The sequence below is a fragment of the Clostridium sp. MF28 genome (genome assembly GCF_002969175.1).
GTDB classification, from domain to species: Bacteria; Bacillota; Clostridia; order Clostridiales; family Clostridiaceae; genus Clostridium; species Clostridium beijerinckii.
Window position 1 is genome coordinate 5245767 of the sequence record NZ_CP014331.1, and the last position, 13899, is coordinate 5259665.

At 27.5% G+C, this 13899-nt stretch carries 20 protein-coding genes; all 20 read left to right on the forward strand.

What is annotated here, in order from left to right; genetic code table 11:
- The first annotated feature begins 319 nt into the window (after positions 1-319).
- The 20 genes from dapF to spoIIIAE all read left to right on the forward strand — a co-directional run bounded on the left by dapF (position 320) and on the right by spoIIIAE (position 13899).
- Entirely contained in the window at positions 320-1147 is an 828-nt protein-coding gene (gene dapF, locus AXY43_RS23120; RefSeq protein ID WP_087701456.1) for a diaminopimelate epimerase, read from the forward strand.
- A gap of 26 nt (positions 1148-1173) precedes the next feature.
- A complete protein-coding gene (locus tag AXY43_RS23125; protein ID WP_017208882.1) occupies positions 1174-2181 on the forward strand; it encodes a hypothetical protein in 1008 nt (335 codons plus the stop codon).
- A 246-nt stretch (positions 2182-2427) separates the two neighbouring features.
- Positions 2428-2850: a GNAT family N-acetyltransferase gene (locus AXY43_RS23130; protein ID WP_105412218.1), complete on the forward strand. Its 423-nt coding sequence runs from the start codon at positions 2428-2430 to the stop codon at positions 2848-2850.
- A 91-nt stretch (positions 2851-2941) separates the two neighbouring features.
- On the forward strand, positions 2942-3163 hold the full coding sequence (locus tag AXY43_RS23135) for a hypothetical protein (protein ID WP_023974726.1): 222 nt from the start codon (positions 2942-2944) through the stop codon (positions 3161-3163).
- Positions 3164-3369: 206 nt separating this feature from the next.
- Positions 3370-4734, forward strand: coding sequence for a GspE/PulE family protein (locus AXY43_RS23140; protein ID WP_181246065.1), 1365 nt, complete (start codon positions 3370-3372; stop codon positions 4732-4734).
- On the forward strand, positions 4727-5842 hold the full coding sequence (locus AXY43_RS23145; RefSeq protein ID WP_023974724.1) for a type II secretion system F family protein: 1116 nt from the start codon (positions 4727-4729) through the stop codon (positions 5840-5842). Before AXY43_RS23140 ends, AXY43_RS23145 begins: the two co-directional genes overlap by 8 nt.
- Positions 5839-6285 carry a type II secretion system protein gene (locus AXY43_RS23150; RefSeq protein WP_039770574.1) on the forward strand — a complete coding sequence of 149 codons (447 nt, stop codon included), beginning with the start codon at positions 5839-5841 and terminating at the stop codon, positions 6283-6285. The genes AXY43_RS23145 and AXY43_RS23150 overlap by 4 nt, the downstream gene beginning before the upstream one ends.
- The gene (locus tag AXY43_RS23155) at positions 6282-6707 is read left to right on the forward strand and encodes a hypothetical protein (protein ID WP_039770571.1); all 426 of its coding nucleotides are present in this window, start codon (positions 6282-6284) and stop codon (positions 6705-6707) included. The genes AXY43_RS23150 and AXY43_RS23155 overlap by 4 nt, the downstream gene beginning before the upstream one ends.
- Positions 6661-7161 (forward strand): hypothetical protein, encoded by a 501-nt coding sequence (locus AXY43_RS23160; RefSeq protein WP_236892163.1) that lies wholly within the window; start codon positions 6661-6663, stop codon positions 7159-7161. Before AXY43_RS23155 ends, AXY43_RS23160 begins: the two co-directional genes overlap by 47 nt.
- A complete protein-coding gene (locus tag AXY43_RS23165) occupies positions 7152-7574 on the forward strand; it encodes a hypothetical protein (RefSeq protein WP_023974720.1) in 423 nt (140 codons plus the stop codon). Before AXY43_RS23160 ends, AXY43_RS23165 begins: the two co-directional genes overlap by 10 nt.
- 64 nt (positions 7575-7638) lie before the next feature.
- Entirely contained in the window at positions 7639-8304 is a 666-nt protein-coding gene (locus AXY43_RS23170) for a hypothetical protein (RefSeq protein WP_023974719.1), read from the forward strand.
- The gene (locus AXY43_RS23175) at positions 8255-8665 is read left to right on the forward strand and encodes a hypothetical protein (protein WP_017208891.1); all 411 of its coding nucleotides are present in this window, start codon (positions 8255-8257) and stop codon (positions 8663-8665) included. Before AXY43_RS23170 ends, AXY43_RS23175 begins: the two co-directional genes overlap by 50 nt.
- On the forward strand, positions 8658-9026 hold the full coding sequence (locus AXY43_RS23180) for a hypothetical protein (RefSeq protein ID WP_017208892.1): 369 nt from the start codon (positions 8658-8660) through the stop codon (positions 9024-9026). The genes AXY43_RS23175 and AXY43_RS23180 overlap by 8 nt, the downstream gene beginning before the upstream one ends.
- 321 nt (positions 9027-9347) lie before the next feature.
- The gene (gene efp / locus AXY43_RS23185) at positions 9348-9905 is read left to right on the forward strand and encodes an elongation factor P (protein WP_023974718.1); all 558 of its coding nucleotides are present in this window, start codon (positions 9348-9350) and stop codon (positions 9903-9905) included.
- 90 nt (positions 9906-9995) lie between these two features.
- The gene (locus AXY43_RS23190; RefSeq protein ID WP_011969015.1) at positions 9996-10361 is read left to right on the forward strand and encodes a CD1247 N-terminal domain-containing protein; all 366 of its coding nucleotides are present in this window, start codon (positions 9996-9998) and stop codon (positions 10359-10361) included.
- A 154-nt stretch (positions 10362-10515) separates the two neighbouring features.
- On the forward strand, positions 10516-11436 hold the full coding sequence (gene spoIIIAA / locus AXY43_RS23195) for a stage III sporulation protein AA (RefSeq protein ID WP_023974716.1): 921 nt from the start codon (positions 10516-10518) through the stop codon (positions 11434-11436).
- Complete coding sequence (gene spoIIIAB, locus AXY43_RS23200) at positions 11424-11942, forward strand: stage III sporulation protein SpoIIIAB (RefSeq protein WP_023974715.1); 519 nt, start codon at positions 11424-11426, stop codon at positions 11940-11942. Before spoIIIAA ends, spoIIIAB begins: the two co-directional genes overlap by 13 nt.
- A 64-nt stretch (positions 11943-12006) precedes the next feature.
- Positions 12007-12204 carry a stage III sporulation protein AC gene (gene spoIIIAC / locus AXY43_RS23205; protein WP_011969018.1) on the forward strand — a complete coding sequence of 66 codons (198 nt, stop codon included), beginning with the start codon at positions 12007-12009 and terminating at the stop codon, positions 12202-12204.
- 11 nt (positions 12205-12215) lie between these two features.
- Positions 12216-12599, forward strand: a complete 384-nt coding sequence (gene spoIIIAD, locus AXY43_RS23210; RefSeq protein ID WP_011969019.1) for a stage III sporulation protein AD — start codon at positions 12216-12218, stop codon at positions 12597-12599.
- A 10-nt stretch (positions 12600-12609) separates the two neighbouring features.
- Positions 12610-13899, forward strand: a complete 1290-nt coding sequence (spoIIIAE, locus tag AXY43_RS23215; protein WP_039770562.1) for a stage III sporulation protein AE — start codon at positions 12610-12612, stop codon at positions 13897-13899.

Sequence of the window (13899 nt, forward strand, 5' to 3'; positions counted from 1 at the left end):
GTTATATTGATGTATTATAATATAGTTTTATCATTGTAATCCTAATTGAGTTTTTGGATTGCTAAAATACCAAATGTAAACTTATATTAAAAAATTATATATTATAAATGTAAAATTAGAATAATAGAATGAAAAAAGAGCCAAATATTATAAAAAAATTTAAAAAAGTATATAGAAAAATTTTTAAATAAGTTATAATTTAAACTTGGTGATATTATTAATGATTAAATACAAAAGTTTAATATTAAATAGTTGAAGCTTATGAAATTATACAATTACTAATTATAAGAAATACAGTTAATCAGTAGGGGGAATTTAGATGAACTTTTATAAAATGCAAGGGGCAGGAAATGATTTCGTATTTATTGAGGATTTCGATAATAAGATTAAAGATGAATGCTTATTAGCAAAGAAGCTTTGTGACAGACATTTTGGAATTGGTGCCGATGGTCTTGTGATTGTCAGAAAATCAGAGTTAGCTCATGCTAGAATGGTTATAATAAATGCCGATGGTTCAAGAGCTAATATGTGTGGAAATGCTATAAGATGTTTTGGAAAATATGTTTATGAACATAAAATAGCTACGGGTGATAAATTTTCAGTTGAAACTGGTGATGGAATTAAAGAGATTGAAATAATATTAGAAAATGAAAAGGTTAAGTATGTGAGAGTTTATATGGGGAATCCATCTTATAACGGATGCGATATACCTTTAAATAATTTGGAAAGTCTTATAGAAAAAGAAATTGCAGTAGATGATAAAAAGTATAAGATGACTACGTTGCTCCTTGGAGTTCCTCATACAATAATTTTCGAAAGTGATAGAGAATACAATGTTATTCAAGAGGGATCAAAGATAGAAAAATTGGATATTTTTGGTGAAGGAAGTAATGTGAATTTTGTGAAAATAGTTGATGATACCCATATAAGAGTTAATACATGGGAGAGAGGCGCTGGAGCTACGTTAGCTTGTGGAACAGGATGTAGTGCTTCAGTAGTAGTTGCCAAGAAGTTGGGACTTGTTAATAAGGATAAAGAAATTTTTGTTAAAGCTCCTGGAGGAGAGTTAATCATAGAAATTTTAGGTCAAGATGTTTATATGAAAGGTCCTGCAGAAGTGGTTTTCAAGGGTGAACTTTCTTTATAAAATTATAAAAAACGAGGAAACAAAAAATGAATTCATTAGTAAGAAAGTGCTTAAGCATTTTTGCTTTCATTGCAATTCCACTGTTTGTCTTAGGATGTGCATCTAAAAAAGAAGACATACCTAATGTGACAGAGGATATTAAGTTAAATATAGGAGCAGTTCTAAAAAGCGAAGACGGTAATTATAAACTATATAATTATGACAATGGTAAGTATGTGGAGACAAAGGAAAATAAGGTTATCATAGATTATGATAAAAGTAGTTCTAATTATATATATGTAGATAGTGGTAAAAATTATGTAGTTAATAACGGAAATAGATATGAAATCCAAGATGAAAATTATAGTGGATTAAAATTATCAAAAGGTGGAAATTATATTTCTTACTTTATAGATGATAATGGGCTTAAGTTAAAAATATTCAATACAAATGGAAATAAAGAAATTGAAATGAAATCTAATGTTTCAATATCGGGAACATTATATGATTGGTATGATACAGATACATTGGTTTATTATGGAGTAAGCAATGATGGCGTTAATGGATTATTTACTTATAATATAAAAGAAAATAAAGAAGAGTTACTTTATAAGATTAATGAAGGCTATTTAGCATTTATAAAATCAAGAGATGACGATGTAGTATTTTTACAATTAACACTGGAAAATAAAAGAGAAGTAATGATGATAAACAAAAAAACAAAGGATGTTAAGCTTTTGGCAGATAACATAGAAGAGATTTCAGATATAATTATAAATAAAGATAAATTGTATTTTACAGGAAAAGCGTATAATAATGTTAATTCTTTATATGAATTAATAGATAATAAGGTAAAAAGATTAGTTTTTGATTTTCCGGGTACCGTAAAAATAGAAAAAGGATTAGAGGTAAGTGAAAATGGAGATGTTTTGTTTATAGGTTCTAGTAATGGAGATCTCAAGAAAGAGCAAATTTATACATACACTCAAGATGGTAGTATAAGTGAAATAGGGAATAGTTCATCAGAATATGTTTTTTTAGCATATACGCAGTAATTTAAATTTAGAATTCTTTATCATGTTTTTATATGATGGAGGATTCTTTATTAATATAAAAAAGTATTGACTCTTACCTTACGTAGGAGTATATGCTATTCTTATCATAAAAATAATAATATACATATTGCAAAAATAATTCTTCATCATAATTCTAAAAATATCAAAAGAATTTTAGCTGTAATTGTGAATTATGAAATATGCATTGCGAATTGCAACATATATATTAAAAAAGGAGATAGTAGAATGGATCTAAAATTACAATATAACTGTAGTAATATAGATTGGGAAGAAGTATCTAGTATACTAGAAAAAGTAGGGATGAGTCATTATAAAGGCGAAATACATAAGAAAGCATTTGAAAATAGTTATGCTGCTGTATTTGCTTTTGATAATGATAAGTTGATTGGCTTTGGACGAGCAATCTCTGATGGAGTTTATCAATCTGCAATTTATGATATAGCTGTGCTACCTGAATATCAAGGTAAGAGTATAGGAAGTAAGATTGTTAATAAAATCTTAGAATGCGTTCCTACATGTAATGCTATATTATATGCTTCACCTGGAAAAGAAAAATTTTATGAAAAATTAAATTTTAAAAAGATGAAAACAGGAATGGCTTTTTTCAGAAATTCAATTAAAATGCAAATGAAAGGTTTTATAGAATAATAAAAGAATAAGTAAGAGTTAATGGATAAACTAAAGCTTTAAAGATAATAATATCTTTAGAATTTAAAATTGTGATATAGGAGCGTAGAAAATGAATAAATTTGATAAAGTTATTAACCAAAAGACTAGTGAATTAATAACAAAGAACTTACTTGGGCAAGAAGTTACTGAAGAAGAGTTTAGAAAATTTAAAATTATTGCTAGAGCAATTGTTAGAGAAGAAATGAGGGGAGTTAAGCCCAATAAAAATCCTAAGTCATTGTACGGTAAAACATGGAAAGCTGCAAGAAAATATAGTGATGTTAAGAAATAAAAAGTATGTATTAGAATTTGATTCGTTAAGTTATCATGAAATCCTAGGCATTTTAATTAATGTCTAGGATTTTTAATTTAAAAGTTTAGTAATTTCTATTATTTAGGCGATAAAAAAGATTACATTATTTGGAATATAATGAATAATTACTGAGATTTTGGTTCAAAATTTAAAATAGAAACTAAAAAATATAAAATTAGATAGGTGTGTTTAAAATTAAGGAATATGAAATTGAAGATGTAGATTTAGGAACTGCTAAAAATTTAAAAAAAGAAATTTGTGAGAAGTATAGAGTTATTCCAATAAAGGAAAAATTGGACGAGGTAATAGTTTTGTCATATGGAGTAACTGAAGAAGCAAAAGAATATCTAAGATTTATATATAACAAAAACATAGTTATCAAAGAAATCGAAGAGAGAAATTACGAAAGTTTAAAAAATATAATATTTGGTATAGATGATAAATCATTAGAAGAGATATTGATAACTAATGCAATAAAGGTTAATGCCAGCGATATTCATATAGAACCTCAAAATGGATGTGTTTATGTACGATATAGAATTAACGGTAGTTTAGTTTTGGTGCACAAAATAGATTCTGATGAATATATAACTCTTGCATCGAAGATTAAGCTGAAAGCTAATATGGACATAACTGAAAAAAGAAGACCTCAAGATGGAAAAATAATAGTTAATTATAATAATCTAAAATACGATTTAAGAGTATCTTCAATACCTGTAGTATATGGAGAAAAATTAGTAATTAGAATATTATATTGTGATAACTTTGACTATAATCTTGAGGACTTAGGATTTTCAGAAAGTCAAATTAAACTGATTAGAAAAATAATATCTTTGAAGAACGGGCTTATATTAATTAGCGGCCCAACCGGTTCTGGTAAAACTACTACAATCTACACAATATTGAAGGAAATCGATTCCAAGGCTTTAAATATAACGACTTTGGAAGATCCAGTTGAGATAGTCATGCCTAATATCAACCAAATGAGTCTAAATAAAAAATTGGACATAGATTTTTCGAATGGCCTTAGAAGTATATTGAGACAGGACCCAGATGTGATTATGATTGGAGAGATAAGAGATGAAGAGACTGCTAGCATGGCGGTAAGAGCATCGATTACTGGGCATAAAGTATATAGCACTATTCACTGTAAATCAGCAAGGGAAGTTTATATAAGATTAGAAAATATGGGGATCAAACCATATCTATTGAGTGATGCGCTAGTTGGAATAATATCACAAAGATTAGTTAAGATTTTATGTGATGATTGTAAGAATATAGATGATGAAAATTCAGTGAATGGAAAGATATTATATAAAAAATGTGGCTGTAAAATGTGTAATTATTCAGGGTATGCAGGAAGACAAATAATCAGTTCGGTTCACTTCTTACAGGAAAATAGTGAAAAAAGGATGGGGGATTTATATAAGGATAGCAAATACCTATCAAATGAAAATATGAAGAAAGATTTGGAAGAGTTATTACTTCAAGGAAAGATATCTAATAGTGATTATATAGAATTTATAGAAGGGGAAAGATTGAATGAATAGTAATGATTCGGAAAGTTCAAGTTATAGAGGATTTAAAAATATAACATATTTTAGCTTAAAAAAAGGGATTAAGATTAAGCATAAAGTAAATGAAGAACAACTGGCATTAATATCAGGAAGTTTAGCACAGATTTATAAAGATGGAATAAGAATAACCGAAGCGTTAGATTTGGTGGCGGATACATTACAAAGTAAGATATATAAGGAAAGTTTATATGGCGTTTTAGAGTTAATAAAACAAGGCAGTAGTTTGTCACAAGGATTTTCGGAGTTTAAAGACTTATATCCAGAATTCTTCATAGGAATTATTTCAATTGGCGAGAATACAGGAAAACTATATGAGGTGTTAAAGGGATTAAGTATCTATTATGATAAATCTATATTTATTAAGAAAGAAATTAAAAATGCATGTATTTATCCGATGTTTGTATTTATTTCAATGATATTACTTAGTATATTTTTGGTAAATGAAGTGATTCCGAATTTCTTCGAAATTTATAAATCTATGAATATCAAATTACCAAAAGGTTGCCAAGTCATATATGATATGAGTATTGCTTTTAAGGACAATCATCTAGTTACTGGTGCTGCAATTTTTTCTTGGAGTGTAATATTAATAATTTTAGCAAAGTGTTTATCTAATCAAATTAGCATAAACAAGCTAACGAAAATAAGTATAGTAAGATCTTTCTTTGAGTATATAATGGTATTGCTTTTTTCAATAATAACAAGTACTGGAATAAATATTTCACAGGCTCTTAAATATTGTGAAAATAGTATGAGTTTTATGTATTTACGAAATAAAATTACTGAAATAAATTCAAATATTATAAGCGGGGAAACTCTAACTGAGTCTTTAGAGAAAAGTGGAGTTTTTTCAAAATATGCGTTAGCTATTGTAAGGATTAGAGAAGAAGGGGGGACAATAGAAGAAGGTTTTAAAGAATTAGCCAATACTCTAGAATATAGACTTAATGAGAAAATACAAAAATATTTAAAAATGATAAACCCGATTTTCATAATTATGATGGCAAGCTTCATAGCTTTATTTTTACTGATATTTGTCCTTCCATTGTTTAATAATCTTCAGGGTGGAATAAGAAAATGAGAAGAGAGGGATTCACTTTAATAGAAACTATGGTAAGTATTTTTATACTAACAATTTTACTTAGTGTAGGAATATCATTAAGTAAATTTGCTCGGAATGTATCAAAAAATATAGATAATTCGGAATATATTTATGAGATTCAAAATTTACTTTCATATGGCAAAGCGGTTTGTAGAGAAAAGAATAACTATGGAAAAATAACTGTAATGGCAAGTAAAAATGAAATTAAATTTATAGATGGATGGGATAGTATAGAGAAGACTGTATATATTTCGAAAGAAATAAAAATCATTAGTGGAGATATAAATATATTGGTAACGCCAGATGGAAAAATATCTAGGGGGAATACAATAAAGATAATAGATAATTGCGGTGTAAAGCAGGATATAACGATAGGCGTTGGAGTGGATTTGATTAGTATAAAGAATGGTGAAGCAATATGAAAAAGCAGGGCAGTATATTAATTGAAACATTAGCGTCTGCAATGATTGTAACTTTGACTGCTACATTTATTATAAGTACGAGCATAGAAAATTCTAATATACTAAGGGAAAGAATTTTAAAAGAAGAAGTCGATAGGGCAATAAGTAATTTGGAAAATGAATTAAAATACAATACATCAAGTGAAGAGATACATGAAATGTTAGAAAATAAAATTGGATTTAAATATAATGGTGATTTTAGTAGAGAATTAATATATAAAAATTTAGATGAATTAGAAGATGGAGAAGACATTAGGCTAAACAAAATAAGTGAGGATGGCATTGGCTTAAATTTAGAAATAGTAGCTAATATTAAGGTCGGAAAAAATGAAGTGAATGTGGAAAAAAAGTTTACTAAAAGTTGGTGGATGGATGAAGTATAAAATTGGATACGTTTTTAAAAAGAAGAGAGGATTTACTATTATTGAATCATTAGCGTATATTTTTTTAACAACAATGATTTTGGCATCTGGAATAAGTTTGTTTACATCCATGTATAGAGCGTATTTAGAATCAATTCAGTTAAGTATAAAGTATAATAACTATCAAAATTTTTTTATAGATTTAGATAATATCGTAAGTGAAGGTGGAATTAAGCAGATAACAGTCAATAATAACCAAATTAAATTTTTAAAGAATGATGAATTTAATAGCATGGATAAAATAATTAAATCTTATGATGGAAAAGTTTTTATAAAATATACAAGAAATGATGTTACACAAACAATAAATACTATGCTTGAAGATATAGACAATCTTGAAATTAAGGGAAAAGGAAAATTAATTTATTTTATACTACATGACAAAGATGGGAGGGAATTTATTAAGTGCATTTGAAGAAAAAAGGAACTGTATTAATAAGTACTATGATAGTATTATCCTTAATGAGCATTCTAGGGTGTTTTATGTTCAAAATGATGAAAAACAACAATGAACTAAGCTGTTTATACAATTTTGATAAAGATAGATATGATTTGAATTCAAATGAGGAGCAAGTGTTAAATAAGTTTATGATAGAGATTAATAGAGAGAAAGTAAATAGTGAGAAACTGAATGAAGATATGTTTTCAGAAAACTTTAATAAAAAAATAGATGATAATATAATCGAATACAATAAAGATAATAATAAACTTCTATTAACAACTTACAAAGAAGATGATGTAATAAGAAAAAGATCAATTGTTTACAGTTTTAAGGGGGAAAAAATAATTTTAATTCCGACATATAATTTTGATGACTATAACAAATAGCATCTATGATAATGTGAATAATTATAAAAGCATTTAGACTAAGAGTTTATAAAAGAGGTGTTTAATGAGAAAATCAATAATATTTATTAAAAAAAATTATTGCACATATGATGGAAAAAAATATGATTTTAATGAATTTAGAGAATTAAGTGGTTTATTAACTTCAAATATAAAGGTGGTAATACTTCAAGAAGAATTATTTGTGAGCCATTTTGAGAATTCTGTAAGAAGATGTAAATTATGCGGCTTTGTAGATTCAAAAATTAGAAATGATTTCCCTCAAAATGGAGATATACTATATGATTTTGAGAAAAAGGGAAATGTAATTTCAATATACTCTATAAAGGGGTCTAAGAGAGTTGAAAAAGTAGTGGAGAAGGCAATAAATATAGAAATTAAGCCAATTCAATTTATAATAAAAGATGCTTTGATGAAAATAGTTAGAGATAATAATAGAAATTTTAAAGCACTAATAAAATATGATACATGCTATTATTATGTATCATTTAGGGATAGATTATATCATGATGGATTTGTTTCTGAAAATAAACATATTGTTGAAGAGAAACTTTTAAAGAAAGGTGATCTCGAAGGAATATACGTTGATGACAATACGGTTGATATTATTTCAGACAATAATAAATCTAAGGCTAAAAAAGTGAATATAGGAGAATTTATAAATGAAAATATATACGAAAAACAAAGATTTCATTCCAGAAAGATTTTTTAACAAGGCTGAAATGAACACAATTAGAAAGGAGAATAAAGTAATAATATTATTTTTAATTATTAACTTAATTGCTTTTCCGTTTGTAGTTCAAAATATAAGTGAAACTAAAGAAAGTTCTAAATTAAATAGAAATAGTAACCTAGAAGAAGGTAAGATTAAGTTTGAAGATATTAGCATTTGGGTAAAAAATTTAATGAAAGACAATATTGAAGAGGCACACATAACTAATAATGGCGGGGATATAATAGTAAATAATTTAAGTGATATAGATGAGTTAAGTTCCAATGGTTTTATAGAAATACATGATATGAATTTAAATGATAATGAAAAATATAAACTAGGAGTAAGCTTATATGAATAGACTACTCAATCATATAATTTTAAGCATAATGATAATATTAGCCTTTACGCAAATACTATGTATAAATAATATAAAAAAAGCTAATAATATCAAAGTACACAATTATCAAAATAAATTTTACGATCATAAAACTTTAAAACAAATTAACAGAGATTTAGATTGCTTAAATGAAAAGAATATTCTTTCTGCTAATGAAAAAGACGGTAAATGGTATGTGAAAATAAAAATATCCGGTAGTAAAGATGATCTATTAAATGAGTTGCCTAAATTAAAAAATTATGATGTGAATAACTATATTATAGATAAAAATAAGGACGAAACCTCTATTATATTAGATATAAGCACTAAGGAAAGTGTTTAAAAGGCTATAAAATTATAAAATTTTACTGGAAAATAATCAGAAAGATTGCAATTATCATTGTCTTTTGATAAAATATGAGTGTTATGTCAACGATTAAGTATATTAGCTTAATATTTGGAAAAAGTTACGCGGTAATTAGGCATATTAAAAAAATAACAAGTCATTATGATAGTCTGTTTTGTATAATACTAAAGTAATATATTTACTGAATAATATATTACTTTGATGTAATGTTGTTTATTTAGTAACAAAAAGAATACAGAACATCTTAGAGGTGTTATTTATTATATGTCTTATTTTATAAATTTGGAGGGATCTTTAATGATAACAGCAGGAGATATAAGAAAAGGAACAACGTTTGAATTGGATGGACAAGTATTTACAGTAGTAGAATTTTTACATGTTAAGCCAGGTAAAGGAGCAGCATTCGTAAGAACTAAACTTAGAAATGTAATTTCAGGTGGAGTTACAGATACAACATTCAACCCAACTACAAAATTACAAGAAGCAGTAATTGAAAGAAAAGAAATGCAATATCTTTATTCAGATGGAGAATTATATTACTTCATGGATCAAGAAACATATGAGCAAATTCCTTTAAACTATGAAAAAGTTGAAGATGCAATAAGATTCTTAAAAGAAAATATGTTTGCAACAATAAAATTCTTTAAAGGTGATGCATTCTCAGTAGAAGCTCCAAACTTTGTTGAATTATTAATAACACAATCTGAACCAGGTGTTAAAGGAAACACTGCTACTAATGCAATGAAACCAGCTACACTTGAAACAGGTGCGATAGTTAATGTTCCTATGTTTGTTAATGAAGGTGATGTTATAAGAGTAGACACTAGAACTGGCGAATACATGGAAAGAGTTTAAGCTATATAGTTGCTAAGCGAGAAGCTTAGCAACTTTATTTTATATTTAATCTCAACATTTTTACAAATAAAGAGAAGGAAGTGAAAAGATATGGAAGAGCTTAGCAAAGAGATTGAAGCTTTAAAAAAGAATTTATCTAAAATAGAAAATAAGGATTATAAAGAATGTTTTGATAATGTATACTCTATTTTAGAAGTTATGAATCAAAGAATAGAAGAGTTGACTGTAAATCAAGAAACATTGGAAGAAAATATTAGATTTATGGATGATGATTTATCAAATATTCAAGATGAACTATTTGAAGAGATGTCTATAGATGAATTAAATGATATCGAAGATGAATATACGGAAATAAACTGTATTCATTGTAATAAACCAATTTTTATTGAACAATCTACCCTAAGCAATAACGAAGAAATTCCATGTCCTTATTGTAAAAAGAATATAAAAGGATAATTAATTATTAAATATATAAATAAAATGGCTATCTTAAAGTTAAATTTAAGATAGCCATTTTTTAATTTACATATTTTTATTATAATTCAGTAATATTTTGGGGAGATATTAAATATTAATTAATTAAGAGAACGATGGAGGAGGCAGTGGAGTTTTGATTGGTGAAGAAGAGATAGTAGGAATTTTTCCAACTAAAATAGGCAATTTACTTAAGGATAGGCTTAATAAAGAACAGGTATATGAGCTTAGAATTAAAATTGGGAAACCAATTTTAGTTTACTCAAAATATGGAGAAAGTATTATTAATTATATTTCTACAAAGGAAGATATGAAAAGTATTATGCAAAAAGTTTCCAATTATTCATTATATGCCTATGAAGAAGATATAAGGCAAGGATTTATAACAATTAAAGGTGGACATAGGATCGGCATAGCTGGTGAATGTGTAATGGAAAAGGGTGAAGTAAAGACTATACGAAATATTTCATCTGTAAATATAAGAATTTGCAGAGAAGTAATTGGATGTTCAAATAAGGTTATGAAATATATTACATCAGCATATAAAGTTTATAATACTATAATAATTTCTCCACCTAAATGTGGAAAGACAACAATTTTACGAGACATAGCTAGAAATATATCAAGTGGAATGCCATCTTTGGGGATTGCTGGTAAGAAGGTGGCGGTGATAGATGAACGAAGTGAAATAGGAGCCTGCTATTTTGGAATTCCTCAAAGCGATTTAGGAATCAGAACAGATGTATTAGATAACTGTTTAAAAAGAGAAGGGTTAATCATGGCAATTAGAAGTCTTTCTCCGGAAGTACTAATTTGCGATGAAATAGGCACTAAGGGAGATGTAGAAGCACTTATTATGGCGTTCAATTCTGGCGTAAATATAATAACAACAATCCATGGTTTTACAATAGAAGATCTATATAAGAGAAGGGTCCTTAGTGACTTATTAGATAATGAGATTTTGGAAAGAGTAATAATATTAAGTAATAGAAATGGTATTGGAACAGTTGAAAATGTGTATAGCATAAAAGGAGGTGAGAGTATGTGCTTAAATTAATTCTTATAGTATGCATATTTATTATAAGCACATATATAGGATTTGCATATGGAGAAACTTTCAAGAAAAGGCAGGAGCAGCTTAAAGAGATATTGAAATCTTTAACAATTCTCCAAAATGATATAGTTTATGGAACAACTCCTTTGCCTGAAGCTTTAGGAAATTTATCACATAAAGTGTGCAAGCCTCTGAGCAATTTTATTGAATTAGTGGTTAATAGATTACTAAAAGGGAATGTAGAAAGCGTATATGAAGCAGCATTAGAGGAGTTTGAAGTGTTGGAAAATGAATTTTATCTTGAACGTGATGACAGAAAGATAATGTCAGATTTTTTTAAGTCTCTTGGAGAATCAGGTGTTTATGGACAAGAAAAAATATTCTTATTGGCGATTGAAGGAATAAAAATAAATCTAAGTGATGCAGAGGAAAATGCAAAGAAGAATACAAAGCTTTATAGATATCTTGGAGTATGTTTGGGAGCAATGATAATCATATTTATGATATGAGGTCATTATAAATAATTTATAATAGCTAAAATAATTATACTAAATAAGGATTGGAGGAAGATAAATGCATGATATAACTATACTTTTTAAAATTGGAGGAGCTGGGATACTTTTAGTAGTATTAGATAAGGTTCTTACTAGCAGTGGAAAAGGTGAGATTGCAGCTATAACAAATATTGCAGGAGTTGTAATAATTCTGCTTATGATAGTTTCGATCATAGGGGATTTATTTAGTACTGTTAAAACTATGTTTGTAATGTAGGGATGCAGATTATGTTAATAGTAAAAATTGTAGGCATAGCGTTTATAACATTATTTATTATGCTATTATTCAAGCAATCTAAAAATGAATTAAATACATTCCTTGTTCTAACTGCGGGTGCATTAATTCTTCTTATTATGATAGAGCCACTTAGACAAGTGATAGACTTTGTAAAAGAAATTGCAGATAAAGCCAATATTGATATGGTCTATATTGGAATAGTACTCAAGATTTTGGCTATAGCATATATAGCATCATTTTCAAGTGCATTATGTAAGGATGCTAATGCCGATAGCCTTGCGACTCAAATAGATTTATCAGGTAAAATAATGATTTTAGTACTAGCAATTCCGATACTTATGGCAGTATTAAATTCTATATTGCAGATAATGTAGGTGTTTATATATGAAGATGATAAAAAGAGTTACGTTTATAGTATTAATGAGCCTTATGATTAACATATTTATTTCGGCTGTGACAGGTGATTCTTTTATTGAATCGAGAACTATTTATGCGGCAGAAGTAAATAATAAAGTTGATATTGAAACAGGTAATAACACAAACTTTTATGATAAGAATAAAAGTAAACAATCTTCTGAAAATGAAGTTAACATAGATGAATTAGGGGGAAGTGCGAAAGAAGAAATTAATTCGCTATATGAATATATAAGCAAAATGAAAACAGATGTTGAGCTCATGAATAATTTAAATCCAGTTGAATATGTCAAAACTTATATCAAAGAAGGTAAAGGGAATCTTTCAATTGATACACTTCTAAAAGCAGCATTAAGCATAATATTTAAAGAAGTGAAAAGTGTATTATCTTTAGTAATATCAATAGTTACAATAGCAATAATATGTTCACTACTAAAAAATCTACAAGATGCATTTTCAGGTGAAAGTATATCCCAAGTAGCATTTTATGCATGCTACGCCTTAATAATAATGGTGTTATCAAAGAGTTTTATAATTTCAATTTCAGTTGCTAAAGATGTAATAAATAATATTTCAGATTTTATGAGTGCGCTTCTCCCTATTCTTGTGACTATGATTTCTCTTGCTGGAGGAATAGCAGCGGCTACTACATTAGATCCTATAGTACTTGGTGCAGTTGTATTTATACCTAAAGTTTATTCCAATGTGATAATTCCAATGATATTAATGGGATTTGTATTAGAATTTGCGAATAACATATCAGCAGAGCATAAAATAAATAATTTGTGTAAGTTGTTTAAGCAAATCATCATATGGTTTCAGGGAATCATAGTAACAATTTTTATAGGATTATTAACGATTAGAGGGATTACATCAACTACGATTGATGCAGTAACACTAAAGACGGCAAAATTCGCTGTAGACAACTTTATTCCTATTGTTGGAAAAGCCTTTTCGGATGCGATTACTTCTGTTGCTGGATATTCACTTATAATAAAAAACGCTATAAGTTCAATAGGGTTAGTTGTAATTATCTTAATTCTCTTACACCCCCTTATTAAGTTAGTTCTTATAGAGTTTATATATAAATTATCAGCGGCATTAATAGAACCAATAAGCGATTCTAGAATAACGAAGTCATTGGAGGCAGCGGGAAGTTCCATGATGCTTATAATATCATGTGTATTAACTGTAAGCTTTATGTTTTTTATATTAATAGGTATCATGGCATCCACTGGTAGGTTTATAGTTGGAGGATAA

Excerpts from the sequence above, each read along its gene's own strand:
- AXY43_RS23150 (WP_039770574.1), top strand. The coding sequence starts at position 5,839 with ATGAGAAGAGAGGGATTCACTTTAATAGAAACTATGGTAAGTATTTTT.
- spoIIIAE (WP_039770562.1), top strand. The coding sequence starts at position 12,610 with ATGAAGATGATAAAAAGAGTTACGTTTATAGTATTAATGAGCCTTATG.
- AXY43_RS23145 (WP_023974724.1), top strand. The coding sequence starts at position 4,727 with ATGAATAGTAATGATTCGGAAAGTTCAAGTTATAGAGGATTTAAAAAT.
- AXY43_RS23170 (WP_023974719.1), top strand. The coding sequence starts at position 7,639 with ATGAGAAAATCAATAATATTTATTAAAAAAAATTATTGCACATATGAT.
- AXY43_RS23180 (WP_017208892.1), top strand. The coding sequence starts at position 8,658 with ATGAATAGACTACTCAATCATATAATTTTAAGCATAATGATAATATTA.
- AXY43_RS23160 (WP_236892163.1), top strand. The coding sequence starts at position 6,661 with ATGTGGAAAAAAAGTTTACTAAAAGTTGGTGGATGGATGAAGTATAAA.
- AXY43_RS23155 (WP_039770571.1), top strand. The coding sequence starts at position 6,282 with ATGAAAAAGCAGGGCAGTATATTAATTGAAACATTAGCGTCTGCAATG.
- AXY43_RS23190 (WP_011969015.1), top strand. The coding sequence starts at position 9,996 with ATGGAAGAGCTTAGCAAAGAGATTGAAGCTTTAAAAAAGAATTTATCT.
- AXY43_RS23125 (WP_017208882.1), top strand. The coding sequence starts at position 1,174 with ATGAATTCATTAGTAAGAAAGTGCTTAAGCATTTTTGCTTTCATTGCA.
- spoIIIAD (WP_011969019.1), top strand. The coding sequence starts at position 12,216 with ATGTTAATAGTAAAAATTGTAGGCATAGCGTTTATAACATTATTTATT.
- spoIIIAC (WP_011969018.1), top strand. The coding sequence starts at position 12,007 with ATGCATGATATAACTATACTTTTTAAAATTGGAGGAGCTGGGATACTT.
- efp (WP_023974718.1), top strand. The coding sequence starts at position 9,348 with ATGATAACAGCAGGAGATATAAGAAAAGGAACAACGTTTGAATTGGAT.
- AXY43_RS23175 (WP_017208891.1), top strand. The coding sequence starts at position 8,255 with ATGAAAATATATACGAAAAACAAAGATTTCATTCCAGAAAGATTTTTT.
- AXY43_RS23135 (WP_023974726.1), top strand. The coding sequence starts at position 2,942 with ATGAATAAATTTGATAAAGTTATTAACCAAAAGACTAGTGAATTAATA.
- AXY43_RS23130 (WP_105412218.1), top strand. The coding sequence starts at position 2,428 with ATGGATCTAAAATTACAATATAACTGTAGTAATATAGATTGGGAAGAA.
- dapF (WP_087701456.1), top strand. The coding sequence starts at position 320 with ATGAACTTTTATAAAATGCAAGGGGCAGGAAATGATTTCGTATTTATT.